Here is a 26,247-nt window from a genome sequence, read left to right as displayed (position 1 = left end):
GGGGTATCGCCGCCGCTGCGCCCGCGTGCCAATGTTAACGAACATTGGGACAAATGATGTGCCCCCCGTTCGCAGGTCACCCTATTGCTGCGTAAGATCCGCCGGAGCCGATGATGAATATGCGTAAGCCTTCGCCAGTCTCAGCCCCGCGGCCGGGCCGCTGAGATCATGCGTATCCTCCTTGCGGAAGATGATGCGGAAATTGTCGACTTCATCGAGCGTGGGCTTGGTGATCTCGGTCATGCCTTGGTGCAGGTTACCAACGGCGCGGACGCACTTCATACCGGCGCGACACCGGGCTTCGACGCGATCATTCTCGATCGCATGTTGCCGCAGATGGAGGGGTTGGAGGTCTTGCGCCGGCTTCGCGAGCGCGAGGTTGCCACGCCCGTACTGGTGCTGACCGCGAAAGGCGGCGTCGCCGACCGTGTCGACGGGCTGAATGCCGGCGCCGACGACTATCTCGTCAAGCCGTTCGCGATGGCCGAACTGGTCGCGCGCTTGAACGCGCTGGTGCGACGCGCTCCGCTTAGTACTGCGGTGACCCGGCTGGAGGTGGGCGATATCACGCTCGACAAGCTGCGCCGGGATGTCGTTCGCGCGGGCCGACCGGTGCATCTGCAACCCCGTGAATTCGCGCTTCTTGAAGTGTTGATGCGCAATGCCGGCCGCATCGTGACACGCACGATGTTCCTTGAGGAAGTGTGGGGTTTCCACTTCGATCCACAGACCAATATCGTCGAAAGCCACCTCAGTCGCCTGCGCGCCAAAGTGCGCGAGGGGTTTGCTGACGACCTAATCGAGACCGTGCGCGGCGCAGGCTACCGAATGCGCAGCGATGGCTAAAACCTGCAAAAGTGCCGCATACCGGATCGCATTGGTCTATGCCGCCGCCTTCGCCACTGCCATCCTGTTGCTGGGAACGGCTGTGTATTTTGCCGCCGACGCCGAATTCCGAGGTCAGCGCGACGACCATGTCGCTGCGGAATTGCGTGACCTCACGCAGGAGCCGGGGGGCACGCCCGGCCTGATGACCGAAATCGCCGAACGCGAACGGTGGCACGGGCATCTGCCGGAAAGCTTCGGCTATGCGCTGTTCGACCGCTCCGGGCGCCGTATCGCCGGCGCGGTGCCGATCCCCTATCCTGAGCTCGGCTTCGCAACCATCGCGACGACGGGGGTTGCGGAACGGGGAAGCACGGTGCGGGTCAAGGCGACCGACCTTCCCGGTGACAACCGCCTGGCGGTCGCGCTGGACTCCGCTTCGATCGAAACCATCGACGCGACGATCCTGTCGCTGTTCGGTGCGGCGTTCGCGGGCGTACTGGTGGTTGGAATGGCGGGCGCTTTGCTGCTCGGCCGGTATCTGCGCCACCGGCTCGGCGGGATCAGCCGCACCGCCGATGCGGTCGTCGCCGGCGACCTCACGCAGCGCATGCCGGTCAGCGCCGCCGGGGATGAATTTGACGCCGTAGCTCTCGCACTCAACGCGATGCTAGACCGGATCGCGGGGCTGATGGAAAATCTCCGCCAGGTTTCTAGCGATGTGGCGCACGACCTGCGTACACCGCTGCTGCGGCTGCGTGCACGACTGGAGGACGTCGGCCGGGTCGAGGGTGCCGCCGAACGCGCGATCGAGCAGGGAGAAGCGCTGCTCCAGTTGTTCAGCGCAATCCTGCGAATAGCCGAGGTCGAGGGCGGCGGGCTTGAACAGGGTTTTACGCTGCTGGACCTGTCAGCGCTTGTGCTGGACGTCGGCGAGAGCTTTCAGCCTGCCTTGAGCGATAGCGGGCATGATCTTGCCATGAGCATTGTGCCCGACCTGCAGGCGCGCGGTAACCGCGAGTTGCTCGCGCAGGCGATCGCCAATCTGCTCGATAACGTGCGCGCGCATACCCCGCCCGAAACCGGGGTGCGGCTCGACCTCAGCGCAACCACCGTCGGGGCGCGCATCACCGTAGCGGACGACGGCCCCGGCGTGCCCCCGGACGAGCGAGCCGCGATCCTGCGGCGCTTCTATCGCGGCGAGGCGAGCCGCACCACGCCGGGCAACGGCCTCGGCCTGAGCCTGGTCGAAGCGGTCGCCGCCGCGCATGGCGGAACGGTCTCCATCGAAGACGCGCTGCCCGGCCTCGTCGTGGTGCTCACGCTCCCGAGGATGGCATGATCCGCCGCGCAACGCCGGTTTTGTGCCTGCTCATCGCCGGGTGCCAGAGCTATACGCCCGCGCCGCTCGCTTCCGCCCCCTCCACGCTCGCGCCCGTCGATATGGCGGCGCTCTCGATCGCGGCGGGGAGAATCGAGAGGCCATACCTCAAACCCGTCGCGATCGACCTTGCCAAGCCGCTCGACGGCAATGCGGTAGCGACGCTGGTGGTGCTCAACAGCCCGGATCTCAAGGCGGCGCGGGCCAAGGCGGGCGTTGCCGAGGCGCAGATCTTCGCCGCGCGGCTCCTTCCCGACCCGACACTGAACATCGGGGCGAGCAAGGTGCTGAGCGGACCCGACCCGCTTGCCGATCTGGTCGGCGCGCTCGCGCTCGATCTGAATGCGCTCAGGACACGCGGCGTGCGGGTCGCGCAGGCGCACGCGGCGGCCGATCAGGTGCGCCTCGATCTCGCCTGGAGCGAATGGCAGGCGGCGGGTTCGGCACGGCTACAGGCGGTGCGGATTGTCGCACTCACGCAGACGCTCGCGCTCGCGCAGGCGAGCCGCGAAAGTGCGCGCTCGCTGCTGGATCGCAACCTGCGCGCCGCCGGGCGCGGCGACATCGCGGGCGACGCGGTGCAGACCGCAAGGCTCGCCGCGACCGATGCGGAGAGTAAGCTGCAAATTGCGGCTGGTGACCTCAACACGGCGAGGTTCGAACTGACCCGCTTACTCGGCCTGCCGCCGGCCACGGAACTGCGCCTCGCGCCGGCCGCAGAAGATGCGCCACCTCCGACGGCTGCGGCGCTCTTCGAGGTTGCGCAGGCAAATCGCACCGATCTGCGCGCGTTACGTGCAGGCTATGCCTCTCAGGAAGCAGCCTATCGCAAGGCTATTCTCGATCAGTTTCCGACGCTGGCGCTTACGCTGACGGCAAACCGCGATACGTCCGGCAACATGATCGTCGGTCCGACCGTCGATTTCACCATGCCGCTGTGGAACCGCAACCGGGGCGGCATCGCCGTCGAGCGGGCGACCCGCGAGCAGCTTCGCACCGAATATGCGGCGCGGTTGTTCCAGACGCGCGCCGAGATCGCCGCCGCCGTCAGCGGGCTCGGCATCGCGCGAGCGCAGCGCGAAGCGATCCTGCGGGACCTGCCGAACGTCGAGCGTTACGCAACGAGCAGCGCGGCGGCTGCGGCACGCGGCGATCTGGCGCAATCCACTGCCGATGCCGCCGGGCAAGCATGGCGCGACAAGCGTAGCCAGCTTGTCCAGGCAAACCAGGCGATCGCCGAGCAGGACATCGCGCTCGAACTTCTTACCGGAACGCTGCGGGAGGCGTGGACGCGATGACGAGATTCTGGATCGCCGCGCCGCTGGCGTTGCTCGCCGCGTGCTCGGCCAGCGACGAGACCGATACCGCCGCCGTCACGCCGGTCGCGCTGGTAACGCTCGCGCCGGCGACACAGGGTGCCGCGCGTGAGGACATGACACTGTACGGGGCGGTCGAACCCGGGCCGGAGGGGCGGATGTCGCTGGTCGCGCCGGCCGAGGCGACCGTCGCCGAAATCCGCGTGGCGACCGGTACGACGGTACGCCAGGGACAGGTCATCGCCCGGCTGCAAGCATCGGCGCAGGGCCGCGCCGATGCCGCCAAGGCCGCAAGCGATGCCGCCGCCGCCGACAAGGCGTTCGCCCGCGCGACCCGCATGCGCGGCGACGGGCTGATGAGCGACGCCGACGTCGAGACCACCCGCGCGGCCGCCGCCGCCGCCGATGCGCTGCGCAACAGCTTCGCCAGCCGCACCGCCGGATTTGTGCTGCGCGCGCCGGCGGCCGGGACGGTCGATACCGTCGCGGCTACGGTCGGCGATCAGTTGCAGGCCGGCGCGGCGGTGGCGAGCATGGTACGCGCCGGCGCCCTGCGGGTAAGGTTCGGCATCGATCCGGATAGTGCGCAGGCTGTCCACCCCGGCATGACGATCCGCATCGCTGGCACAGGCTCGCACGCGCCGATCGCCGCTGCGGTCGACACGGTCGACGCCAATGTCAATCCACAGACCCGGCTTGCCTCCGTCTACGCGCGCGTGCCCGCCGCCAGTGGCCTGCGCATCGGCGAGACGCTGAGCGCGACGGTGGCTGTCGCGGGTGCCGGCGACGCACTGACTATCCCATATGCCGCGTTGCTCGACGATGGCGGCCAACCCTATGTCTTCGTCGTCGCAGGCGGCGTCGCGCATCGCCGCGATGTGGAAACCGCAGCATCGAGCGGCGCACGCGTTGCGATTACCAAGGGCATGCGCGCCGGTGAGCGGGTCGTCACCGCAGGCGGCACCGCGGTCGAGGACGGCATGAAGGTCCGAACGCGGTGAAGGACGTCTTGCACCGCCAAGCGCAGGCGCTGTGGCTCGCCGCGTTCCTGCTCGTCGCGGGCGGGCTGTTCGCGGCGACGCGGATGCCGGTTAGCCTGTTTCCGCATATCGACTTTCCCCGCGTCGTCGTCGCGATCGACGCCGGCGATCGTGACGCTGGCGCGATGACGGCGGAGATCACCCGCCCGATCGAGATCGCCTTGCGCGCGGTGCCGGGGGTCAGCCGCGTACGTTCGACCACGAGCCGCGGTTCGGCGGAGGTCGCGATGGACTTCCCGTGGAGTCAGGACATGGTGACGGCGACGCTGGCGACGCAGAACGCGCTCGCCACCGTCCTGCCCGATCTCCCTGCTGGCACGCGTTTCGATGTGCGCCGTTCCGATCCGACGATCTTCCCTGTCCTCGGCATCGCGCTGACGTCGGACAGCCTCGACCAGAATGCGCTGCGCCAGATCGCCGAACTGGCCATCCGGCCGGCGTTGACCGCAGTGCCGGGCGTCGCCGGTATCGATATCCTGGGCGGCGCTCCGCGCGAGATTGCGGTCGATGTCGACCCGGCGCGGGCGCAGGCGCTCGGCCTCTCCCTCGATGCAATCGCGACGACGATCGGCAAGGCCAATGCGGTACGCGGCGTCGGCAGACTGGAGGATCGTCACCGGCTGTATCTGGTGCTGAGCGAGCGGCGGATCGCGACGATCGCCGATCTCGCCGCGACGCCAGTCAAGGCGGCAAGCGGCAGCGGCGCGGGTGTGGTCACGCTCGGCCAGATCGCCACGATCCACCCCGCCATCGAACCCGCCTTTACCAAGGTCTCATCGGGCGGTCACGATGCGGTGCTGGTCAATGTCCGGCAGTCGCTGACCGGCGACACGGTGCGGATCGTCGCCGATGTCGACGCGCGGCTGGCGCAACTCGGTCTGCCACCAAGCGTGAAGGTCACGCCGTTCTACGATCAGTCCGAGCTGGTGACCGGCGCGGCGAATGCGGTACGCGATGCGATCCTGATCGGGTCGGTGCTGGCGGGGCTGGTGCTGTTCGCGTTCCTGCGATCGGTACGGCTGATGGTCATCACCGGGCTGATGCTGCCGGCCGTGCTTGCCGCCACGTGCCTGATCCTCGGTGCGCTCGGCATGAGCTTCAACATGATGACGCTGGGCGGCATGGCGGCAGCGGTCGGTCTTGTCGTCGACGATGCGGTGGTGATGCTCGAACACATCATGCGCCGTTTGCAGGAAGGCGGCACGTCGGTCGGTCGCGCGGCGGCGGAGATGTCGCATCCGCTGATCGGATCGACCGCGGCGACGATCGTGGTGTTCACCCCCCTCGCCTTTGTCAGCGGCGTGACCGGCGGGTTCTTCAAGGCGCTGGCACTCACGATGGTGGCGGCGCTCGGCCTCTCGCTGCTGTTCGCGCGGTGCGTGCTGCCGTTGCTCGCCGAACGCTGGGTGCGGCCGCGGGACGTCGCGGCAGCGGAGCGTGCCGGCGCCTTTCAGGCGCGGCTTGCGCGGTGGAACGACGGCGCCGCGCGGCGAGCACTGGCGCGACCGGGCCTGTTCGTCGGGGTGGTAGGTATCGTGTTGGCGGTGCTCGGCTATGCGGCGTGGACGCAGGTGCCGTCGGGCTTCATGCCGGCGATGGACGAGGGCGGCTTCATCCTCGACTACAAGGCGCAGGCCGGCGCCGCACTCGGCGACACCGACCGGCTACTGCGCCAGGTCGAGCAGATCATCACCGCGACGCCGGAGGTAGCAAGCTACTCGCGGCGGACCGGCGCGCAGCTTGGCGGTGGCCTGACCGAAGCCGACGAGGGCGATCTGTTCATCCGGCTGAAGGGCGGATCGCGCCGCCCGATCGAAGAGGTGATGGCCGACATCCGCAACCGGGTCGGCGCCAAGGTGCCCGGCCTCGAAATCGAAACCGCGCAGCTGATGGAAGATCTGATCGGCGATCTGACCGCGGTGCCCCAGCCGATCGAGGTCAAGCTATTCGGCGACGATCCCAAGCTGCTGTCCGCGTCGGCGAGGCGCGTCGGCACCACCATCGGGAGAATCGCCGGCATCGTCGAGGTGGTGGACGGCCTGCGGGTGGCCGGCGACGCGCTCGCTATCAAGGTCGATGCGGCGGCGGCACTGCAGCAGGGGCTGGATCCCGATGCGGTGGCAACGCAGGTCGAGGCGCTGGTCGCAGGCACGCCATCAACGCAGTTGCGCATCGGCGAGCAGCTCGTCACCGCGCGCGTCCGGGCCGCAGCAGCGCTTCGATCGCGCGCCGATCTGCTCGCCCAATTGCCGCTTACGGCGCCGGACGGGCATCTCGTCAGGCTCGGCCAGATCGCGCGTGTCGACGTCGCCGCCGGCCAGACGCAGATTACCCGCGAGGATCTTGCGCCTTTCGTCGCGGTCACCGCACGGCTGGAGGGCCGCGATCTCGGGTCGGGCATGAAGGACATCCGCGCTGCCGTTACGCAGTTGCACCTGCCGACGTCAGTGCGGGTCGAATATGGCGGCCTTTACGCACAGCAGCAGCAGAGCTTTGCAGATCTCACGATGGTGTTCCTCGCTGCACTGCTGCTGAGCGCACTGCTGCTGACGGTCCTGTTCGGTCGGCTGAGCTGGACACTTGCGGCGATCCTCACCGTACTGCTGTCAGCAGCGGTGGTGCTGGCCGGACTTTGGGCAACGGGGATCGAACTCGACATTTCGGCACTGATGGGGCTGACGATGGTGGTCGGCATGGTGACCGAGCTCGTAATCTTCTTCCTCGCCGAACTGCCCCGGGACGGCGTGGTGGACGCCGCCGCGCTGCGCGAGGCGGGCGCCAAGCGTTTGAGGCCGATCCTGATGTCGGCGCTGATCGCGGCGCTGACGCTGGCGCCGCTCGCGCTAGGGCTGTCGCGCGGTGCGGGGCTGCAGCGCCCGCTCGCCACCGCAATCATCTTCGGGTTGAGCGCGGCAGTGCCGCTCGTGTTGGTGTTCCTCCCCACGCTGATGCTCGTGCTGACGCGGCGGCGCGGAACTGCCGCATGAAAGCATAAGCCCGCCGGCTATCAAAGTCATTCCGCCCGTGCCGCAGCGAAGCGCCGGCGAGACGGATGGAGCAATCGGAACCTGATGTACCCATCCCTCCCGTTATCCAACTACCACGAAGCGAACGTTCGCCTTCCACCACGTATTGTCGTTCCGGACGCCGTCAATCTTCTTAAATTCCTGCCGAAGACAGGTTTTAGGAAGCCGCTGGCGTTCTAATATGCGATCCTTTTCGGGACTGCGCATCGCACTATAAACCGCTGAAGCGGGTGCCAATCAGCGCGGATATTTATGACGTTGAATGTAAAGATCGAGACGCTCTGCAAACGAGCATCTACGTGACAGATCGGGGGGCAGTGCCACAAAGCGGCTCTTTCCTGTCATTTAACCAGTCACTCCGGCTAGGTCGTATCAACGTCATCACGCTAGATTGTGCGACAGCAGGAGGCACAGGATCAAGATAGTTGCGCGATGGCGATGGTCGCGTGCTGCAAGCACTAAAGGTGAGGGTACAACGTCGTAAGTTCGATTGCGGCGCCGGCCAGGCCGATCAGTATCATCGCGATCCGCTGACGCCGCAGGGTCCGGATCATGCGTGCAATCTGCTCGTCCAACGCCTGCTGGGCGATAGTCGGCCTTTTGACCGTCACGGTCGTTCCCCCCGAAGATTGACGATCAATCAAGTTTGCTCCGGCCTGTCGCAAAGAGCATCGTACCGCGGACTTTTAGGACCAGTTCAACGATTCTTACAAGTTACTACGCTCAGCGGGGATGATGTGAGGTCGCATGCCACACGCGGTAAAGCCGCGGCGTCGATGTAAGACACTAAATGCAAGGCTCGAATAGAAGCAGTATCAGAGAACGGCCTCAAAGGTAAAATCGCCTGCCACCGCATTCTAACATATCACGCTTTGTTCTGACTCGAGAGGGCAAGTTTCGGTGTCGAAGGACACGGACGAAAACCAATCGTTAATAGCAAACCTTTACGAGTCCCTGCCGGGCGGCTCGTGCTCATCCCGTAAGTACGTCTCCGAAATGGAAAATCTACTGCCGTGCGGGTAGCGAGTCGTTGGTTGTTCACGCGTCGCCATAGGCGATGATAGGATTCGGGGGTTTTCATGAAGGCGATGTTTTGGGCTGCGCTAGTCGCGGCAGTGCCGGTGCTTGCCCCGCCTGCGTCCGCGCAGGATAGGTCAGCTTCGAACTCGGGGCACGTCAGCCTGGGTGTGACCGGCGGTACGCTTGGTGTCGGGCCGGAAGTCGGTTACCGCGTAAACCAAACGATCGGCGTGCGCGCGAACGCGACGTTCCTGTCGTTCAGCCACACCGTGAAGTCGAACGATGTCCGGTACGACGGCACCGCCAACCTGAAGTCCGGCGGCGCGATGATCGACATCTATCCGTTCGGCGGCGGCTTCCGCCTGTCGGCGGGCGCGCGCGCGAACGGCAATTCAGGCCGCATCCATGCCACGCCGATGCGCGACACCCGGATCGGCGGTATCAACTTTACGCCCGCGCAGATCGGCACCATCGACGGAGATGCGGACACCAAGGACTTCGCACCGCAGCTTACGCTCGGTTACGGCGGCACGCTACGCCGTGGCCTGAGCCTGTCGATCGAGGCGGGCGCGCTGTTCCAGGGCGCGGTGCAGATCCGCGATTACCGTGCAAACGGATCGCTGTCGAACAACGCGTTGTTCATCGCCCAACTCGATCAGGAACGACTCAAGGTTCAGGACACGCTCGACAAGTACAAGGTCTATCCGATCCTGCAACTCGGCCTGAAATACCGCCTCTGATCGTTAGCCGAGCGCACGCGAAGCCGGTCGAACCACAAGGTCCGGCCGGCTTCATGCGTTTCAGCGCAGGTCGGGCGGAGTCGCCTCCGCCACCAGCCGCGCGATCGCGGTGTCGAGCGTCAGCACTTCCTGCTTGGCGCCCTCGCCCAGCGGACGTAGCGCCACCGTGCCTTCCTCGGCCTCGCGCTTGCCGACCACCAGCAGGTTCGGCACCTTGGCCAGCGAATGTTCGCGCACCTTGTAGTTGATCTTCTCGTTGCGCAGATCGGTTTCGACGCGAAGCCCCGCCGCCTTGAGCCGCCGCGCAACCTCCGCCGCATAACCATCCGCGTCCGACACGATCGTCGCCACCACCGCCTGCACAGGCGCCAGCCACAGCGGGAAGCGGCCGGCATGATGTTCGATCAGGATGCCGAGGAACCGCTCGAACGTGCCAAGAATCGCGCGGTGGAGCATCACCGGGCGATGCCGCTCGCCATCGTCACCGACGTACGAGGCGTCGAGCCGCTCGGGCAGAACGCGGTCGGACTGGATGGTGCCGACCTGCCACGTCCGCCCGATCGCGTCGGTGAGGTGGAATTCAAGCTTCGGTGCGTAGAACGCGCCTTCGCCCGGCAGCTCCTCGAACTTGTCCTTGATCGTGTTGCTCAAGTTCGATTGCAGCACCGCCTCGCGCAGTTCGCGCTCGGCCGTGTCCCACATTTCGTCCGAGCCGAAGCGCTTCTCCGGCCGCAGCGCCAGCTTCACCGCATAATCCTCGAAGCCGAGATCGCGGTACACGCTGTCGAGCAGTTCGCAGAAGTCTCGCACTTCGCCGATCAACTGATCCTCGCGCACGAAGATATGCGCGTCGTCCTGCGTGAACTGGCGGACGCGCATGATGCCATGCAGCGCGCCATGCGGTTCGTTGCGGTGGCAGCAGCCGAACTCGGCCATGCGGATCGGCAGGTCGCGGTACGATTTGATGCCCTGCCGGAAGATCAGCACGTGCGCGGGGCAGTTCATCGGCTTCAGGGCCATGAGGTCGGCCTTGCCCGACAGGATAGGCCCCTCTTCTTCCGCATTGGGGATTTCGTCGGGCACCACGAACATATTCTCGCGGTATTTGCCCCAGTGGCCGGACTGCTCCCACTGGCGCGCGTCCATCAACTGCGGCGTCTTGACCTCGGCATAGCCGGCCGCGTCGAGCCGGCGGCGCATATACGCCTCCAGCGCGCGCCACAGCACGAAGCCGTTGGGGTGCCAGAATACGGACCCCTGCGCCTCGCTCTGGAGGTGGAACAGGTCCATCTCCGCGCCGATGCGGCGGTGGTCGCGCTTGGCGGCCTCTTCCTGCCGCGTGAGATGCTCGGCAAGCTGCTTCTTGTTGAGCCAGCCGGTGCCATAGATCCGGCTCAGCATCGCGTTGTTCTGGTCGCCGCGCCAATAGGCGCCGGACACGCGCGTCAGCTTGAACGCATCCGGATCGAGCTTGCCGGTCGAGGCGAGGTGCGGGCCGCGGCACATGTCGAGCCAGTCCTCGCCCGACCAATAGACCGTGATCGGCTCATCGCCCGACAGTTCGGCGGCCCATTCCGCCTTGAACGTCTCGCCCTGCTGCTTCCAGCGCGAGATCAGCGTCTGGCGGTCCCACACTTCGCGCTTGAGCGGCTTGTCGGCGCGGATGATGTCGCGCATCGCTTCCTCGATCGTGGGCAGATCTTCTTCGGTGAACGGCCGGTCCTTGGGCGCGAAGTCGTAATAGAAGCCGTCGTCGGTCGACGGACCGAAGGTGATCTGCGTACCCGGAAACAGTTGCTGCACCGCCTCGGCGAGGATGTGCGCGTAATCGTGGCGCGCGAATTCGAGCGCATCCGCCTCGTCGCGGTTGGTCACCAGCGCGAGTTGCGAGTCCTGCTCAAACGGGCGCGTGATGTCGCGCAGTTCGCCGTCGACGCGCGCGCCGATCGCCGCCTTGGCGAGGCCCGGCCCGATCGCGGCGGCGATGTCCGCCGGGGTAGTACCCGGGGCTACCTCACGGACGGAACCGTCGGGCAGCGTGATTCGGAACATCTCGGACATGAAGGGTTCGCTCGGCTAGGGAAGGGAATGGCACCGCTTATGCGGGCGAACACTATATAGGCAAGCGCGGCCGCTCACGCCACGCCGAACGGCACAACCTTGTTCTGCGCGTCATGCGCGATATCGGCGCGGCCGAGATATGGCACGCCCATCTCACCGCACCAGCGCACGATCATCTGTTCGGGCGTCTCGGCGAAGGCAGGCACGTTGACCTGTATGTCGGTAACGCGGCCTAGCCGAATGCCGGCGATGCCCTTCAGCTGCGTGGCGTGCGCCATCTGCGACAGCATCCGGTCGACGCGGTAGAGCGGTTCGGACACCTCCTCTATCATCAGCACGTGGTCGGTCAGGTCGGGCAACCAGTGCGTGCCGATCAGCGCGCTCAGGATCGACAGGTTGAACGCCGCCGCCGGCCGTCCGTCGAGGCTTGGCTCCAGCCCCGAGCGGTCACCACGCACCAGCCAGCCGAGCGACCGCATCACATCGTGCGCCTGATCGTCCTTGCGGCTGACTTCCGACGGCATCGGCCCATGCGCCGGACGCCCGATCCGCCGCGCATAGAGCGCACCGAGCAGGAAGCCCATGTCGGAATAGCCGAGATAGTGTTTGTGCTGCGCTGCCGGCCCAAGCTGCGGCATCACGGTGTGGAGGATGCGATTCGACCCATACCCGCCGCGCGCGAACCAGATCGCATCGAACGCGGCATCGTTGGCCATTTCCAGGAATGCGGCGGCGCGTACCGCATCGCTGCCGGCGAAATGCCCCTCCTCGAGATAGCATTGCGGGTGGAAGACGATCTCGACCTCCGGAGAGGTGATCGCCACCAGCGCCTTGATGCGCGGCTCCACGACGGGATCGATCGGACGGGCTGGCGCGCAAACCGCGATTTTCATTTCTGTCACTCCCGCCCGCCCCCGCCATAGGCGAACGACGATTGCCCTGATGATGCAAAACGCGTTAGCCGGAGGCGATGCAGTTCACCAACCCATACTTCTTCGTCGGTATCGGCGGCAGCGGAATGATGCCGCTTGCGATGATCCTCGCCGGGCGCGGTGCGCGCGTGTCGGGGTCCGACCGTGCTCTCGACCAGGCGCGGTTGCCCGCGAAATTTGCCGCACTGCGTGCGCTCGGCATCGATCTGTACGCGCAGGACGGCAGCGGCGTCACCTCGGGGGAACAGATCGTGGTGGCGTCCGCCGCGATCGAGGCGACCGTGGCCGACATCGTCGCCGCCGAGGGGTTGGGTGCGGCACGGCTTTCCCGGGCGCAGCTGCTTGCTGATTTGTTCAGCGCGAGCCGTCTGCCGATCGGTGTCGCCGGTACCAGCGGGAAATCGACCGTGACCGGCATGATCGGCTGGATCCTGCACACATGCGGCCGCGATCCAACCGTGATGAACGGCGCGGTGATGAAAAACTTCGCCGCGCCGCAAGCACCGTTCGCCAGCGCGCTGGTCGGCAGCGGCGCGGCTTTCGTCAGCGAGGTCGATGAAAGCGACGGCTCGATCGTGCTGTATCGGCCCCGGATCGCGGTGCTCAACAACGTCAGCCTCGACCACAAGTCGCTCGAGGAACTGCGTACGTTGTTCGGCGACTTCGCGCGAGGCGCCGAGACGGTGGTGCTCAACATCGGCGATGCCGAAACGGCGGCACTGGCCGCATCGCTGCCCAAGCCGCCGATCACCTTTGCGGTGGAAGGCGCGGCCGATCTCGTCGCCGAGAACCTCGCGCCCGAACCGTTCGCCTGCTCGTTCGATCTGGTGGCAAACGGCGCGCGTCACCGGGTGCGGCTGAAGGTGCCCGGGCGGCACAACGTCTCCAACGCGCTCGCCGCGATCGGCGCGGCGCGGGCCGCTGGCGTGCCGCTTGCCGAAGCGATCGCCGCGATCGAGGGGTTCGTCGGCCTCAAACGGCGATTCGAGCTGGTGGGCGAAGCCGGCGGGGTGGCGGTGATCGACGATTTTGGGCACAACCCCGATAAGATCGGCGCGACGCTCGATACGCTGCACGCCTTCCCGGGGCGGCTGCTCCTGCTGTTCCAGCCGCATGGCTACGGCCCGCTCAAGGTCATGCGGCATGCCTTGGTCGAGATGCTGCGCGAAAAACTTGGGGCGGACGACCTGCTGGTGATGCCCGATCCGGTGTATCAGGGCGGCACCGTCAACCGCGAAGTCACCAGTGCGGACCTGATCGCGGATATTGGTCCGCGCGCGCGTCATGTCGCGGATCGCGACGCGGCTGCCGCCGTGCTGATCGCCGAGACGCGGCCGGGCGACCGGGTGGTGGTGATGGGTGCGCGCGACGACACGCTGAGCGCACTCGCCGCCGACATGCTGACACAAATTGCGGCCAAGGCGTCGCACGCCTAGACTGCCGGCAAAGGAGAAGCCGATGTTCCGCCGCCTGTTCCTCGATCACCCTGCCTCGGTCGGCGAAAGCTATGCCGAGCATTTCGGCGTGGCGACGCGCTTTGGCGTCATCATGATCGGTGCAGGCGTCGCGGCGGTGCTGCACGGCGTGCTGCCGTTCGCGTTCAAGACCACCGGCAGCCGCACGATCATCCGCCTCCACCGCGAGATCGCGGCCAAACGCGCGGCCACCGCGCAGGCGACCGAACAGGCGAAAACGGTCGAATATGTGATCTGACCGGCTGGTCCCCGCGTTCTGCCGTTCTTTCCTGGCGAACGCCGGAGTCCAGTCAGAAGCGAGCGTTCATGCCTGTGTAGCGCCTGACCCCGACCCGGGAAGCAAGCAAGCGCCGCGGCCCGTCCAGCCTACACCGTGACCTGCTCGCCCAGTTCCAGCACCTTGCCCGGCGGGATGTGGAAGAAGTCGGTCGGGTCGCTGGCGTTGCGCTGGAGGAACATGAACACGCGGTCCTGCCAGATCGGCATACCCTGATCCGCCGCTGGCTTAATGGTGTTGCGGCCGATGAAATAGCTCGTCTTGGCCGGATTGAGGACCTTGCGCTCGCCCGTGTTCACCAGCCCGAGGTCATGCGGCACGTCGGGCGATTCCATGAAGCCGTAAGTCAACACGATCGAACTGAAATTATCGTCGATCGGGTTGGTGCGGATCCGCTCCTCCTCATCGACGAAGGGTCGGTCGGCGGTGCGGATGCTGACGATCAGGTTACGCTCGTGCAGCACCTTGTTGTGCTTGAGATTATGGAGCAACGCGCCCGGCGCGCCCTCCGCGTTGGCGGTGAGGAACACCGCCGTCCCTTCCACCCGCTCCGGCGGACGGCGCGACAAGGCGGCGGCGAGATCGGCGAGCGGAACGCTCTGCCGCTTCTCGAACGCGCGCACGATGCCACGCCCGCGCACCCATGTCGCGACGAGGAAGCCGATCACTGCCGCCACCAGCAGCGGCACCCAGCCCCCCTCGACCACGCGCAGGATATTCGCGCCGAAGAACACCAGATCGAGCGCGAGGAACGGCAGGATCAGCGGAATCGATCGCGCCCGTGACCAGCCCCAGGTATGCCGCACGACGATATAGGCGAGGCAGGTCGTCACCACCATCGTACCGGTCACCGCGATGCCGTATGCCGCCGCCATCGCCGAGGAGGTGCGAAACTGAACGACCAGGATCAGCACGCCGGCCAGCAACAGCCAGTTGATCGACGGCAGGTAGATCTGCCCGGCCTGCGACGCGGAGGTCTGGCGGATGCGCAGGCGCGGCAGCAGGCCAAGCTGGATCGCCTGTTGCGTGAGCGAATAGGCGCCGGTGATGACCGCCTGGCTCGCGATGATCGTCGCCATCAACGACAGCACGATGAGGAACGGTCGCACCGATTCGGGAGCCATCAGGAAGAACCAGTCCTGATCGCCGATGTCGCGACCCGCCGCATGCGCCGTCTCCAGCGCGTTCAATACAAAGGCGCCCTGGCCCAGATAGTTCAGGAACAGGCACGGCAGCACGAGACTGAACCAGCCGATCCGGATCGGACGCACCCCGAAATGACCCATGTCGGCGGTCAGTGCCTCCGCGCCGGTCACCGTCAGGAACACCGCGCCCAGCACGAACATCCCGGTCACACCGTGGGTCGCGAGGAACATTACGCCGTAGGACGGCAGGAACGCGCGCACGATCGAGAACTCGTCGGAAATATGCCACAGGCCAAGCGCGCCGATGCACAGGAACCACAGGATGCACACCGGCCCGAACAGCCTCGACACGCTGGCAGTGCCGCGCGACTGGATCGCGAACAGACCGATCAGGATTGCGATGGTGAGGAACAGGATCAGGTCATCGCCGAACATCCCGCCCGCGCCGGGCAGTGTTTTAAGCCCCTCGACCGCCGACAACACCGATAGAGCGGGCGTGATGATCGCATCGCCGTAGAACAGCGCGGCGCCCGATGCGCCCAGCACCAGGGCGATCATCGAGCGTTTGCCGAGCGCCCGCCGAGCCAGCGCGGTCAGCGCGAGCACACCACCCTCACCGTGATTGTCGGCGCGCATCAGGAACACGACGTATTTGATGGTGACGACGAAGATCAGCGACCACAAGGCGAGGCTCAGCACGCCGAGCACCTCGTTCACCTCCGCACCGTCAGCAGTGGTGAGCGCAAGGGCAGCTCGGAAAGCATAGATCGGGCTGGTGCCGATGTCGCCGAACACCACGCCGATCGCGCCGATCGTCAGCGCCGCGATGGCGGGATGCGGGTGCGCCAAGTGCGCTGACGCGGGCTGACCTGTCGTTTCAGGCACGGAGGACATGGGCAGACCTGTCAATGTGGGCGGCTTGAAAGACGGGGCGCTGTACGCTTGCTGAACGGGCGTGCAAAGGGAATTGTTGCGCCGCGCATGTACCGGTCCGGGCTTGATCCGGCAGCGCTTTTGCCGTCATAGCCGGAGCATGGTTCGCTTTTCGTTCGCAGGCTACGATCTGATCGCGTTGACGCAAGGCGCGTTGTTCTGGCCGGCGCGCGCCGCGCTGATCGTCGCCGATCTGCACTTCGAGAAGGCGAGCTGGTTCGCGATGCGCGGGCAGATGCTGCCGCCATATGATTCGCTGGCGACGCTGGCGGATCTGACCGCGCTCGCTGCCGCTACCGAAGCGGCGGAAATCTGGTGTCTGGGCGACAGTTTTCACGACAGCGCGGGCTGCGACCGCTTGCCGGAGGCGGCGCAGGCGATGTTGCGCGATCTGACTGCCACGCGCCGCTGGACATGGATTACCGGCAATCACGATTTCGCGCTCGTCGATCGCTGCGGCGGCGATGTGGTGGCGGAGGCGGTGGTCGACGGACTGGTGCTGCGTCACGAAGCCGTCGCGGGAGAGGTGCGGGCAGAAGTATCCGGCCATTACCATCCCAAGCTACGGCTGCGCGTGCGTGGCCAGAACATCTCGCGGCGGTGCTTCGTAGCGACCGCGCGCAAGCTGGTGCTGCCGGCATTCGGATCGCTGACCGGCGGGCTCGACGTCGGCCATCCCGAGATCGTGCGCGCGGTGGGCGTCGGTGCCGAGGCGCTGGTGCCGGTGCAGGACCGGCTGTTGCGCTTCCCGATCGCGGCTTAGTCCTTCCAGGCCCAGAACAAGTGCGCGGGCGGCACGTTCCACCATTCGAACCCGGGGTCGATCCGGGTGAAATGCGGGGCGAGGAAATCGCGCACGCGGGCGCGGAACTGGTAGACCAGGAACGCGCCGCCTGGACGCAGCACCGTATGGGTGGCCGCCGCGATGGCATCGCCGACGCCGGGCGGCAGTGTCGAGAACGGCAGGCCTGACAACACGTAATCGGCCGCGTCGAACCCATGCCCGGCGATGATCGCCGCCACGTCCGCCGCCGATCCCTGGACCGCGATAAACCGCGAATCGCGGATTTCTCGGCGCAGATGCTGGATGAAATCCGGATTGGTATCGATTACCAGCAGCGTCGCATCGGGGGCGAGCCGGTCGAGGATCGGCTGGCAGAACGTGCCGACTCCGGGGCCATATTCGACGAACAGCTTGGTCCTGCCCCAGTCGACCCGCGCCAGCATCTTCGCGATCAGCCGCTGCGAAGACGGCACGATCGACCCCACCATCACGGGATGTTTGATGAAACCGCGCAGGAACATCGCCTGCGGAGAGTTCTGCCATTTGCGCGGACGGACGGCTGCGCGATCACTAAGGCTGGAAGGGGGCAACGGCGCATCCTGTCGTGGTTGTCACATCGGCGTAACCACCACGATCGCAAATCGGTTGCAAGCCCGACGTGCACGGGGCATCGCCAAAGCGTGGATCAGGACCGGAATGGCCAGACGATCGTCGTGTTTATGTCGCTTCGGACCGGCGAGGATGACGCCGGCTACGCTGCGGCTGCGGCGGAGATGGCGGCCTTGGCGGCCACGCAACCGGGCTACTGCGGCATCGAAAGCGCGCGCGGCGACGATCTTTTCGGCATCACCGTCAGTTTCTGGGCGGATGAGGCCAGCGCGATCGCGTGGCGCGAGAACCCACGCCACGCCCAAATTCGCGAAGCCGGGCGCGGCCGTTGGTATGCGCGATATGAAGTGATCATCGCCAAGGCTACGCGCGGCTATTGCTGGCGGAAGTAGCGACAGCGGCGGGTGCCGCGCCGGCGAACGGCCGGTCGCGACACCCTGCCATCAGCTCTCGCGGGGCCGCAACTGGCCAGGCGCGACAAAGCCGATCGGCTGGAGCGACGATGCGTCCTGCTTGAGCCGGGTCGACATCTGCTCGTACTCGCGTTCCAACTCAGGCGTCACCGAAGCGCGCGATTCCTTCAGCGCTTCGTCGAAATGTGCCTGCGTGACCAGGTCGACCGAGAGCGACTGGCGCAGCGCCACCAGACCCGCTCGCCGCACCAGATCGCCAAGATCCGCGCCGGTGAAGCGATCGGTCCGGCCAGCGAGATCGGCAAGATCAACATCGTCCGCGAGCGGCATCTTCGCCGACTGGATCCGCAGGATGCGCTCTCGCCCGGCGCGGTCGGGCACGCCGACGTAAATCAACTCGTCGAACCGGCCTGGCCTGAGCAACGCCGGGTCGATCAGGTTCGGACGGTTGGTCGCGCCGATCACGACGACCGCCTGCAATTCCTCCAGGCCGTCCATTTCGGCAAGGATGGTGTTGACGACGCGTTCGGTCACCTGCGGCTCGCCCATGCCGCCGCCGCGCGCCGGCACCAGCGAATCGAGTTCGTCGATGAAGATCACGCACGGTGCGACCTGCCGCGCGCGCGCGAACAGCTTGGCAATTTGCTGTTCACTTTCGCCGTACCATTTGCTGAGCAGATCGGACGATTTGGTCGCGATGAAGTTTGCCTGCGCCTCGCGCGCCACCGCCTTCGCCAGCAAGGTCTTGCCGGTGCCGGGCGGGCCGTAGAGCAGGAAACCGGTGGCCGGGCGGATGCCGAGGCGGCGGAACGCATCCGGATCCTTCAAGGGCAGCTCGACGCCTTCCTTGAGCCGCATCTGCGCATCGTCGAGCCCGCCGACATCTTCCCAGCGGACGCGCGGCGCCTCGACCATCACCTCGCGCATCGCGCTCGGCTGGACACGTTTCAGCGCGTCGAGGAAGTCCTCTCGCGTAACCGCCAGCGTATCGAGCACCTCGGGCGGAATCGTTCCCTCGGCGAGATTGAGCCGTGGCATGATCCGCCGCACCGCCTCAATCGCCGCCTCCCGCGCCAGCGCGGAGAGATCGGCACCGACAAAGCCGTACGTGGTGCGCGCCAGTTCCGCCAAATCGACCTTGTCGCCAAGCGGCATACCGCGCGTGTGGATGCCGAGGATTTCGCGACGACCGCGTTCGTCCGGCACGCCGACGATGATCTCGCGGTCGAACCGGCCGGGCCGGCGCAGCGCCTCGTCGATCGCCTCTGGCCGGTTGGTGGCGGCGATCACCACCACGTTGGCGCGCGCCTCCAGCCCGTCCATCAGCGTCAGCAACTGCGCAACGAGACGCTTCTCCGCCTCGCCCGACACCTGGCCGCGCTTGGGGGCAATCGAATCGATCTCGTCGATGAACACGATCGAGGGAGCGTTGGCGGCGGCTTCCTCGAACACGTCGCGCAGGCGCTTTTCCGATTCGCCATAGGCCGACCCCATGATCTCCGGGCCGTTGATGAGGAAGAACTCCGCCGCCGATTCGTTGGCGACCGCGCGCGCGAGCCGGGTCTTGCCGGTGCCGGGCGGCCCATGCAGCAACACCCCCTTGGGCGGATCGACGCCGAGTCGCTGGAACAGTTCGGGATAGCGCAAGGGCAGCTCGACCATCTCGCGCAACTGATCAATGGTCGGCCCCATGCCGCCGATGTCGTCATAGGTAACGTCGGCGCGGCGGGCTTCCTTGGGTTCCTCATATTCGGGGCGCAGCTCGATCTCGGTGTTCTCGTCGACGTGCACAACGCCCTTCGGCGTGGTGCTGATGACGGCGAGACGGATTTCCTGAAGCGCATAGGCCGGCGAGCGCAGGAACTGCTGCACGCCCGGCGGCATGTTCTCGACACGCTGCTGCCCGGCGGTGGCAACGATATCGCCCTGCGTCAGCGGGCGACCGAGAAAGGTGCGTTTCAACGCGTTCGAAGAACCCTGCAGCCGCAGATTCTGTTGTGCGGGTGCGAACACCACCCGCGTCGCCGGCTTCGATTCGACCCGGCGCACCTCGACATAATCGCCCGAGCCGACGCCGGCATTGGCACGCTGGAGACCATCGATACGGATGATCTCGAGACCTTCGTCCTCCGGATACGGCGCGACCGCGCGCGCCGGCGTGGTCGATTTGCCCTCGATCTCGATCACGTCGCCTTCGGTCAGGCCGAGCGCCGCCATGATCGCGCGGGGCACATGGGCGAGACCACGCCCGCTATCCTCCGGGCGCGCGTTGGCGACCTGCAACTTCTTTCCCGGTTCGCTGTCAGCCATCACCCGCTCCCAAATCCGACCGTCAAGCGCGGAAGATAGGAAGGTGGTTCCATCACGGCTAGGGCGAGGCAGCCGCGGTCGGCACATCAGCGACACAAAAAAAAGGCCAACCCGAAAGGGCTGGCCGTGAAAGTTTTTAGGAGAGGATGCCTGAAAGGCACGGGCTTTGTGCAGCGCGGCGGAAACTTGTGCAAGTGCGAAAGGTTTCCGCAAAGATGCGTATATTGCAATCGCACTTCACTTTTTGCATCTTAAAGCTGGTTAGCTTCATCCAGAACGCTTACGTTGCAGTGCACAAGGAAGCGGGAGTTCGATGCGCAGACTGCCCCCGTTGACCGCGATTGAGGCGTTCGTCCAAGTCGCTCGGCTCGGCTCGATCAAGGCCGCGTCGCAGGAACTGGCGCTGTCGGCGCCGGCGCTGAGCCGGCGCGTCCAGGCGCTGGAGCGTTTCATCGGCAAGCCGCTGTTCGAACGCCGCCATCAGGCGGTGGTGCTGAACGGTGACGGCGAACGGCTGCTGCAGCAGATCGCGCCCGCGCTCGACAGCCTGTCCGACGCGGTCGAAGTGATGACCAGCGGCACCGAGATGCTGCGGCTGCGGCTGGGAATCATGCCGCTGTACGCGTCGCAGCGGCTGTTCCCGCATCTGGGGGATTTGCGCAGCAAGCATCCCGAACTGCATCTCGATATCGACACCGCTAGCCACGGCTTCGCGCGACTGGGCGAAGGGCTGGACGCGGTGATCGCGTTGGCGCGGGAGATGGACCCGGCGCTGTACGGCAAGCGGCTCGACCGCAATGCGGTGTACGTGATCGGCGCGCGCGCGATGCTGGAGGGACCGAAACCGATCACCCGCCCGGAGCAGCTCGCCGGTATCACGGCGCTCGTGCATAAGGACATGCCCGATCTGTTCACCGAATTCTGGAGCGCGGCAGGGTTGCAGGATACCGCACCGCTCGCGATCGATCATTTCGATTCAGGGCCGCTGATGCTGGAGGCCGCCGCGCAGGGCCTTGGCGTCGCGTTCATGCACGAGAGCCATTTCGAGGATGCGCGCGATCCGCGGCTAGTGCGGCTGTTCGATATCGAGATCGAAAGCCCGTATTCCTATTGGTTCGCGTGCCGGCCAAGGGCAATGCTGCAACGGCCGGTCAAGCTGTTCCACGACTGGCTGGTGACGGCGATCGCCGACCCAAGCGTCTAGCAGATGCCCCCTCCCCGCCAACGGGGAGGAGGCCGATCCGGTTCAGGCAGCCGTCGCCTTGACGATCTTGCCCGGGGTGCGCGGCGGCTCGCCCTTGGGCAGTGCATCGACATGCTCCATGCCCGAGGTCACTTCGCCCCACACGGTGTACTGTCCGTCAAGGAAGCGGGCGTCGTCAAACACAATGAAGAACTGGCTGTTCGCCGAGTTCGGATCGTTGGTACGTGCCATCGACGCGACGCCGCGCACGTGCGGCTCCTTGGAGAATTCCGCCGGCAGGTTCGGCTTGTCCGAGCCGCGCATGCCGGTGCCCGACGGATCGCCACCCTGCGCCATGAAGCCCGGGATCACGCGGTGGAACACCACGCCGTCGTAGAAACCTTCGTTGGCCAGTTCGGCGATGCGCGCGACGTGCTTGGGCGCGAGATCGGGGCGCAGCTTGATCACGACATCGCCGGTTTCCAGCGTCAGCGTCAGCGTTTCGGGGGTATCGGCCATCCTGCTATCCTTGTCCTGATGAGATGATCGCCACGTAGGGAGTATCCCTTCCGCTGACAATCACGTCATGTGTAAAGCACAAGCGTTGGCTTTGTGTCCCCGCAGCGTTAGAGCCCGCGAACGGATCGCCGGTTGGCAGGGAGGCGAAAGCATGAGCGAAACCGAACTCCCCCCGGTCGAGGCCGAAGACGAGACCGAAGACCAGCTCGACGAGGACGATCGCCTCAAACCCGAGTTCGTCCGGGCGGTGCTCGACGCGGTGTACGCGGGCGATGCCGAGGGCGCACGTGCGCTGGTCGAGCCGCTCCACCCCGCCGACATTGCCGATCTGTTCGAGCTGACCCCGCACGAGGATCGCGCCGATCTCGCCAAGGCGGTGACCGACCTGCTCGACGGCGACGTGTTCGCCGAGATGAACGATTACGTCCGCGAGGATCTGATCGACGCGCTCGAGCCGCACCAGATCGCCGACATCGCCGCAGAACTCGACACCGACGATGCCGTCGCGATCATCGAGGACATGGATGCGGAGGATCAGCGCGAGGTGTTGCGCGCGCTCGACCCCGATGACCGCGCCGCGATCGAGGAGGCGCTGAGCTACCCCGAGGAATCCGCCGGCCGCCTGATGCAGCGCGAGCTGATCGCGGTGCCGGAACACTGGCGGGTCGGCGACGTGCTCGACTATCTGCGTACGCACGAGGCGCTGACCACCGATTTCTGGGAAATCTACGTGGTCGACCCCGCGCATAAGCCGATCGGGACGTGCAAGCTGTCGTGGATTCTCCGCACCCCGCGCAACATCGCCATCGCCGACGTCATGCAGCGCGAGCAGACCCTGATACCGGTCGACATGGATCAGGAGGAAGTCGCGCTGCGCTTCCAGAAATATGCGCTGATCTCCGCCGCCGTGATCGACATGAACGGCCGGCTGGTCGGCATGATTACCGTCGATGACATCGTGCATATCATCCAGCAGGAGGCCGGTGAGGATATCCTGCGCCTGTCGGGCGCGGGTGAAGGCGATATCAACGAACCGCTGCTGCTGACGGTGCGCACGCGCATTCTGTGGCTGGTCGTCAATCTCGGCACGGCGATGCTCGCCGCATCGGTGGTCGGGCTGTTTCAGGGCGAAATCGGGCGGTTCGCGCTGCTTGCCGTACTGATGCCGATCGTGTCGGGGATGGGCGGCAACGCCGGCACGCAGACGCTGGCGGTGGTGGTGCGCGCGCTCGCCACCAACCAGCTGACCAGTTCGAACACCGCGCGCATGATCTTCCGCGAATTCCGCATTGCCGCCGCCAACGGTGCGATGCTGGGGCTGCTGATCGGCGTCGGCACGTTCCTGATCTTCGGCAACGCGCACCTCGGCATCGTCATCGGGCTGGCGATGATCATCAACAACCTGATCGCCGGCCTGTCGGGTGTGCTGATCCCGGTCACGCTCGACCGGCTCGATGTCGATCCCGCCGTATCCTCGGCGGTGTTCGTGACGACAATGACCGACGTGATGGGGTTTTTCTCCTTTCTGGGGCTGGCAACCCTGTGGGGGCTTGGCGCTTAGCCACCCCACGCCCAGATGGAGTGGATGCCACTCCACCTCACCAAGGTCGCGTTCGGGTCCACCAGCTTCGACATGCTCGACGAACGGCTGGCGGCGCGCGTCGCGGCGGGTCCGCTGTTCCTCACCACCCGTTACCTGCCCAAGCGGCACGAGGAGATCGCGGGCCAGGGTTCGCTGTTCTGGATCATCAAACATACCCTGGTGGCGCGGTCGACGATCACCGGTTTCGGGGAGGCCGAGGACGGGCGCGTGGCGATCCTGCTTGGCCCCACGCTGATGCGGGTACAGCCCCGGCCCAAGCGCGCGCATCAGGGCTGGCGCTATCTGGAGGCGGACGATGCGCCGCTCGACTTTGGCGAAGGCGATTATGAGGCGGACGCGATGCCGTCGGCGCTGCTGGCCAAGCTGAGCGCGCTGGCGCTGCTTTAGACTACGCCCACCGCGTACCGCGTCAACCCGCCGGCGCGTCCTGCTTGCCGCACACCACCGGACCACCCGCGTCCGCCCGCACCGTACAGGCCGGCTTGCCATAGACGGTGACCTCGCCGAGGCCGGTGCTGGTGACGGCGGCGGTGTAGCGTGCCTGCGCGTCGATCGTGCCGTTGCCGTCGAGCCGGACGATCAGGTCGTTCGCCACCAACGCGGCCGCCGCGACGCTGGGGGTGCCGCTGGTGGTCAGCCGCACCCGCGCCGCGCGCCCGCCGAGCGTCATCGTACCCGAGCCGAGCACCGTGGCGACGAGCTGGTCCGCGTCGATCGATGGCGCGGCGAACGAACCGCTGCCGGTGAGCGATACGTCGAGCCGCTGCCCACGCCATGCAGCGCCGGCCACCCGCACCTGCGCCGCGCCGATCGTGACGATGCTGCGCAGCGCCGGCGTCGCGACCCGGATGACCGGCGCGGCCGAGCCGCCCGCCCCGCCCTGCTCGCCCCAGCCGCTGGTGCCGGCGCGCACGCTGAGCGTGGTGCCGTCAACGTGCACGTCGAGATTGCCGATGGTGCGGGCGTCACCGCTTGCGGAACCGGCGGGCGACGCACCGACCGTGACGATCACGCGGAACGGCCCCTCGACGCGCACCCGGTCGAAGCTGCCGATTGCGAACGTCCGCTCCTCCGCGTGCGCGGGAACGGCGAGCGCGAAAAGCGGCATGGCGAGGAAAAAGCGGGTCACGCCGCAGGCATCGCCCGCTTTACCGCAGCGCGCAAGGGGTTCAGCCGCAGCGAACCTCGCCAGTGCCGCCTTTGCGGATCGTACAGCGCGCCTTCGGACCGAGATCGACGTCGCCAGTACCAGAGGCGGTGACCTGCGCCGCGCCATCCACGGTGACGCGGACATCGCCGGTGCCGGAGACTGCGACGGTGGCGGCCCCGGCCTTCAGTCCGGCGGCATCGACATCGCCGGTCCCGGAGAGCTGGATCGCCAGGCGCCGTACGTCGCCCCTTGCGGTGAGCGCACCCGATCCCGCGAGCAACAGTTCCGCCGACTCCGCGCCGAGCGTGCCGATCGCGACGTCGCCCGAACCCTGGCTGTCGATCCGGAAACGGTCGCCATCGATCCGGTCGATCGCGAGATCACCCGAACCGACCAGATTGGCGGCGGTGATGCGCGGCATCGTCACGTAGATCTTGACGTGTCCGCTGTCGCCCCAATGCAGACCGGTATTCGGCTTGCGGTCGATCCGTAGGGAGTCGCCATCGCGCGTGATGCGCAGACGATCGAGTTCAGCGCTTGGCCCCTCGGCACGAACCGAAAAGCCGCTGCCGGTGCGGACATCGACATCATCCGGCCCGCGCGCCGCAACGGCGGTGAAGCCGGAGAGGTCATACAGACGCGACGTGCTCTTGGTCGCCCCGGACGTTTCGCCGGCGGCATCGGACCCGCGCGAGGGTTGCGAGCAGGCGATCAGCGGCAGCAAAGCGATCATGACCAAACGGCGCATTTAAACCTCCATCGTGTATTGCACGCATAATACACAACGACATTTCGCACAAACGAAAAGGGGCGACCGTTGCCGGCCGCCCCTTTTCCTGTCGATCGCGATGCCCGGATCAGGCTGCGACCTTGTCCTTGTTGTGGATCGCAGCGGCTTTGCGCAGGATCTCCAGGATTTTCTCCTGCGCGGCCGGCTCGTCGATCTGCTCCATCGCGGCGAGTTCGCGTGCGAGGCGGCTGGTCGCCGCTTCGAAAATCTGGCGTTCCGAATAGCTCTGCTCGGGCTGATCGTCGGCGCGGAACAGGTCGCGCACGACTTCGGCGATCGAAACGAGATCACCGGAGTTGATCTTCGCTTCATATTCCTGCGCACGGCGCGACCACATGGTGCGTTTCACGCGCGGCTTGCCGGTCAGCGTTTCGAGCGCCTCACGCAACGTCTTGTCGCTCGACAGCTTGCGCATGCCGACGCTTTCCGCCTTGTTGGTGGGGACGCGGAGCGTCATGCGCTCTTTCTCGAAGCGCAACACATAGAGTTCGAGTTGCATCCCGGCGATTTCCTGCCGCTGCAGTTCGATAACACGGCCGACGCCGTGCTTGGGATAAACGACATAATCGCCGACGTCGAAGGACAGCGCCTTGGCAGCCATTCCGTTAGCCTTTCTGTGGACCGGTGATCCCGTGCGACAGCACCGTGCGAGGGTAATGCAGAGGTGCTACGGGTGGTGGGTGGTACGTCTCCAGCAGGAAAGCGCGCAACCGCG

The 26,247-nt window shown here is 66.2% G+C and carries 22 protein-coding genes; 13 read left to right on the top strand and 9 right to left on the bottom strand.

The window, feature by feature from the left end:
* Positions 1–168: 168 nt before the first annotated feature.
* From OXR00_RS12520 to OXR00_RS12495, 6 genes are all read left to right on the top strand, one after another.
* The gene (locus tag OXR00_RS12520) at positions 169–846 is read left to right on the top strand and encodes a response regulator transcription factor (protein WP_267388529.1); all 678 of its coding nucleotides are present in this window, start codon (positions 169–171) and stop codon (positions 844–846) included.
* Positions 839–2,167: a HAMP domain-containing sensor histidine kinase gene (locus OXR00_RS12515; protein ID WP_267388528.1), complete on the top strand. Its 1,329-nt coding sequence runs from the start codon at positions 839–841 to the stop codon at positions 2,165–2,167. Before OXR00_RS12520 ends, OXR00_RS12515 begins: the two co-directional genes overlap by 8 nt.
* On the top strand, positions 2,164–3,504 hold the full coding sequence (locus tag OXR00_RS12510) for a TolC family protein (protein ID WP_267388527.1): 1,341 nt from the start codon (positions 2,164–2,166) through the stop codon (positions 3,502–3,504). The genes OXR00_RS12515 and OXR00_RS12510 overlap by 4 nt, the downstream gene beginning before the upstream one ends.
* Positions 3,501–4,523, top strand: coding sequence for an efflux RND transporter periplasmic adaptor subunit (locus tag OXR00_RS12505; RefSeq protein WP_267388526.1), 1,023 nt, complete (start codon positions 3,501–3,503; stop codon positions 4,521–4,523). The genes OXR00_RS12510 and OXR00_RS12505 overlap by 4 nt, the downstream gene beginning before the upstream one ends.
* The gene (locus OXR00_RS12500) at positions 4,520–7,549 is read left to right on the top strand and encodes an efflux RND transporter permease subunit (RefSeq protein WP_267388525.1); all 3,030 of its coding nucleotides are present in this window, start codon (positions 4,520–4,522) and stop codon (positions 7,547–7,549) included. Before OXR00_RS12505 ends, OXR00_RS12500 begins: the two co-directional genes overlap by 4 nt.
* Positions 7,550–8,667: 1,118 nt before the next feature.
* A complete protein-coding gene (locus OXR00_RS12495) occupies positions 8,668–9,348 on the top strand; it encodes a hypothetical protein (RefSeq protein ID WP_242152220.1) in 681 nt (226 codons plus the stop codon).
* A gap of 60 nt (positions 9,349–9,408) precedes the next feature.
* On the opposite strand, the gene thrS is transcribed toward OXR00_RS12495, so the two are convergent.
* On the bottom strand, positions 9,409–11,409 hold the full coding sequence (gene thrS, locus OXR00_RS12490; RefSeq protein ID WP_267388524.1) for a threonine--tRNA ligase: 2,001 nt from the start codon (positions 11,407–11,409) through the stop codon (positions 9,409–9,411).
* 74 nt (positions 11,410–11,483) lie between these two features.
* Positions 11,484–12,302, bottom strand: a complete 819-nt coding sequence (locus OXR00_RS12485) for an LD-carboxypeptidase (protein WP_267388523.1) — start codon at positions 12,300–12,302, stop codon at positions 11,484–11,486.
* A gap of 77 nt (positions 12,303–12,379) precedes the next feature.
* Between OXR00_RS12485 and OXR00_RS12480 the strand changes: the two genes are divergently transcribed.
* Positions 12,380–13,777, top strand: coding sequence for a Mur ligase family protein (locus OXR00_RS12480; RefSeq protein WP_267388522.1), 1,398 nt, complete (start codon positions 12,380–12,382; stop codon positions 13,775–13,777).
* A gap of 22 nt (positions 13,778–13,799) precedes the next feature.
* A complete protein-coding gene (locus OXR00_RS12475) occupies positions 13,800–14,054 on the top strand; it encodes a DUF6356 family protein (RefSeq protein WP_242152208.1) in 255 nt (84 codons plus the stop codon).
* 128 nt (positions 14,055–14,182) lie between these two features.
* On the opposite strand, the gene OXR00_RS12470 is transcribed toward OXR00_RS12475, so the two are convergent.
* Entirely contained in the window at positions 14,183–16,132 is a 1,950-nt protein-coding gene (locus OXR00_RS12470) for a potassium transporter Kup (RefSeq protein ID WP_267388521.1), read from the bottom strand.
* 139 nt (positions 16,133–16,271) lie between these two features.
* Between OXR00_RS12470 and pdeM the strand changes: the two genes are divergently transcribed.
* The gene (gene pdeM / locus OXR00_RS12465) at positions 16,272–16,934 is read left to right on the top strand and encodes a ligase-associated DNA damage response endonuclease PdeM (protein WP_267388520.1); all 663 of its coding nucleotides are present in this window, start codon (positions 16,272–16,274) and stop codon (positions 16,932–16,934) included.
* Here the strand turns inward: pdeM and OXR00_RS12460 are convergent.
* Entirely contained in the window at positions 16,931–17,476 is a 546-nt protein-coding gene (locus OXR00_RS12460) for a methyltransferase domain-containing protein (RefSeq protein ID WP_267388577.1), read from the bottom strand. The two genes, pdeM and OXR00_RS12460, sit on opposite strands and share 4 nt — an antisense overlap.
* A 198-nt stretch (positions 17,477–17,674) precedes the next feature.
* Here OXR00_RS12460 and OXR00_RS12455 point away from each other — a divergent pair, with 198 nt between their 5' ends.
* Positions 17,675–17,956, top strand: a complete 282-nt coding sequence (locus OXR00_RS12455; protein ID WP_267388519.1) for an antibiotic biosynthesis monooxygenase — start codon at positions 17,675–17,677, stop codon at positions 17,954–17,956.
* A gap of 51 nt (positions 17,957–18,007) precedes the next feature.
* Here OXR00_RS12455 and OXR00_RS12450 read toward each other — a convergent pair whose 3' ends face one another.
* Entirely contained in the window at positions 18,008–20,287 is a 2,280-nt protein-coding gene (locus OXR00_RS12450) for a CDC48 family AAA ATPase (protein WP_242152193.1), read from the bottom strand.
* Positions 20,288–20,600: 313 nt separating this feature from the next.
* On the opposite strand from OXR00_RS12450, the gene OXR00_RS12445 reads away from it, so the two are divergent.
* Positions 20,601–21,491 carry a LysR substrate-binding domain-containing protein gene (locus tag OXR00_RS12445; protein WP_242152190.1) on the top strand — a complete coding sequence of 297 codons (891 nt, stop codon included), beginning with the start codon at positions 20,601–20,603 and terminating at the stop codon, positions 21,489–21,491.
* 42 nt (positions 21,492–21,533) lie between these two features.
* On the opposite strand, the gene OXR00_RS12440 is transcribed toward OXR00_RS12445, so the two are convergent.
* A complete protein-coding gene (locus OXR00_RS12440; RefSeq protein ID WP_242152187.1) occupies positions 21,534–21,989 on the bottom strand; it encodes a peptidylprolyl isomerase in 456 nt (151 codons plus the stop codon).
* A 151-nt stretch (positions 21,990–22,140) separates the two neighbouring features.
* Between OXR00_RS12440 and mgtE the strand changes: the two genes are divergently transcribed.
* Together mgtE and OXR00_RS12430 are read left to right on the top strand one after the other, a co-directional pair.
* Positions 22,141–23,550, top strand: coding sequence for a magnesium transporter (gene mgtE, locus OXR00_RS12435; protein WP_267388518.1), 1,410 nt, complete (start codon positions 22,141–22,143; stop codon positions 23,548–23,550).
* A gap of 24 nt (positions 23,551–23,574) precedes the next feature.
* The gene (locus OXR00_RS12430; protein ID WP_267388517.1) at positions 23,575–23,979 is read left to right on the top strand and encodes a DUF1489 domain-containing protein; all 405 of its coding nucleotides are present in this window, start codon (positions 23,575–23,577) and stop codon (positions 23,977–23,979) included.
* Positions 23,980–24,001: 22 nt separating this feature from the next.
* On the opposite strand, the gene OXR00_RS12425 is transcribed toward OXR00_RS12430, so the two are convergent.
* From OXR00_RS12425 to OXR00_RS12415, 3 genes are all read right to left on the bottom strand, one after another.
* Positions 24,002–24,721, bottom strand: coding sequence for a DUF2807 domain-containing protein (locus OXR00_RS12425; protein ID WP_267388516.1), 720 nt, complete (start codon positions 24,719–24,721; stop codon positions 24,002–24,004).
* A gap of 40 nt (positions 24,722–24,761) precedes the next feature.
* Positions 24,762–25,490, bottom strand: a complete 729-nt coding sequence (locus OXR00_RS12420; RefSeq protein ID WP_267388515.1) for a head GIN domain-containing protein — start codon at positions 25,488–25,490, stop codon at positions 24,762–24,764.
* A 109-nt stretch (positions 25,491–25,599) separates the two neighbouring features.
* The gene (locus tag OXR00_RS12415; protein ID WP_242152172.1) at positions 25,600–26,133 is read right to left on the bottom strand and encodes a CarD family transcriptional regulator; all 534 of its coding nucleotides are present in this window, start codon (positions 26,131–26,133) and stop codon (positions 25,600–25,602) included.
* Positions 26,134–26,247: the final 114 nt, after the last annotated feature.

This window comes from Sphingomonas sp. GC_Shp_3 (assembly GCF_026540945.1).
Classification (GTDB): Bacteria; Pseudomonadota; Alphaproteobacteria; order Sphingomonadales; family Sphingomonadaceae; genus Sphingomonas.
The sequence above is the reverse complement of the archived record's forward strand: the minus strand, read 5'-3'. Positions and strand labels throughout refer to the sequence as shown.

Bases quoted from the DNA above. Each gene is read 5' to 3' on its own strand.
- OXR00_RS12520 (WP_267388529.1), top strand. From the start codon at position 169: ATGCGTATCCTCCTTGCGGAAGATGATGCGGAAATTGTCGACTTCATC.
- OXR00_RS12420 (WP_267388515.1), bottom strand. From the start codon at position 25,490: ATGCGCCGTTTGGTCATGATCGCTTTGCTGCCGCTGATCGCCTGCTCG.
- OXR00_RS12470 (WP_267388521.1), bottom strand. From the start codon at position 16,132: ATGTCCTCCGTGCCTGAAACGACAGGTCAGCCCGCGTCAGCGCACTTG.
- OXR00_RS12460 (WP_267388577.1), bottom strand. From the start codon at position 17,476: ATGTTCCTGCGCGGTTTCATCAAACATCCCGTGATGGTGGGGTCGATC.
- mgtE (WP_267388518.1), top strand. From the start codon at position 22,141: ATGAGCGAAACCGAACTCCCCCCGGTCGAGGCCGAAGACGAGACCGAA.
- OXR00_RS12515 (WP_267388528.1), top strand. From the start codon at position 839: ATGGCTAAAACCTGCAAAAGTGCCGCATACCGGATCGCATTGGTCTAT.
- OXR00_RS12485 (WP_267388523.1), bottom strand. From the start codon at position 12,302: ATGAAAATCGCGGTTTGCGCGCCAGCCCGTCCGATCGATCCCGTCGTG.
- OXR00_RS12475 (WP_242152208.1), top strand. From the start codon at position 13,800: ATGTTCCGCCGCCTGTTCCTCGATCACCCTGCCTCGGTCGGCGAAAGC.
- thrS (WP_267388524.1), bottom strand. From the start codon at position 11,409: ATGTCCGAGATGTTCCGAATCACGCTGCCCGACGGTTCCGTCCGTGAG.
- OXR00_RS12455 (WP_267388519.1), top strand. From the start codon at position 17,675: ATGTCGCTTCGGACCGGCGAGGATGACGCCGGCTACGCTGCGGCTGCG.
- OXR00_RS12415 (WP_242152172.1), bottom strand. From the start codon at position 26,133: ATGGCTGCCAAGGCGCTGTCCTTCGACGTCGGCGATTATGTCGTTTAT.
- OXR00_RS12480 (WP_267388522.1), top strand. From the start codon at position 12,380: ATGCAGTTCACCAACCCATACTTCTTCGTCGGTATCGGCGGCAGCGGA.
- OXR00_RS12505 (WP_267388526.1), top strand. From the start codon at position 3,501: ATGACGAGATTCTGGATCGCCGCGCCGCTGGCGTTGCTCGCCGCGTGC.
- pdeM (WP_267388520.1), top strand. From the start codon at position 16,272: ATGGTTCGCTTTTCGTTCGCAGGCTACGATCTGATCGCGTTGACGCAA.
- OXR00_RS12450 (WP_242152193.1), bottom strand. From the start codon at position 20,287: ATGGCTGACAGCGAACCGGGAAAGAAGTTGCAGGTCGCCAACGCGCGC.
- OXR00_RS12430 (WP_267388517.1), top strand. From the start codon at position 23,575: ATGCCACTCCACCTCACCAAGGTCGCGTTCGGGTCCACCAGCTTCGAC.
- OXR00_RS12445 (WP_242152190.1), top strand. From the start codon at position 20,601: ATGCGCAGACTGCCCCCGTTGACCGCGATTGAGGCGTTCGTCCAAGTC.
- OXR00_RS12440 (WP_242152187.1), bottom strand. From the start codon at position 21,989: ATGGCCGATACCCCCGAAACGCTGACGCTGACGCTGGAAACCGGCGAT.
- OXR00_RS12510 (WP_267388527.1), top strand. From the start codon at position 2,164: ATGATCCGCCGCGCAACGCCGGTTTTGTGCCTGCTCATCGCCGGGTGC.
- OXR00_RS12495 (WP_242152220.1), top strand. From the start codon at position 8,668: ATGAAGGCGATGTTTTGGGCTGCGCTAGTCGCGGCAGTGCCGGTGCTT.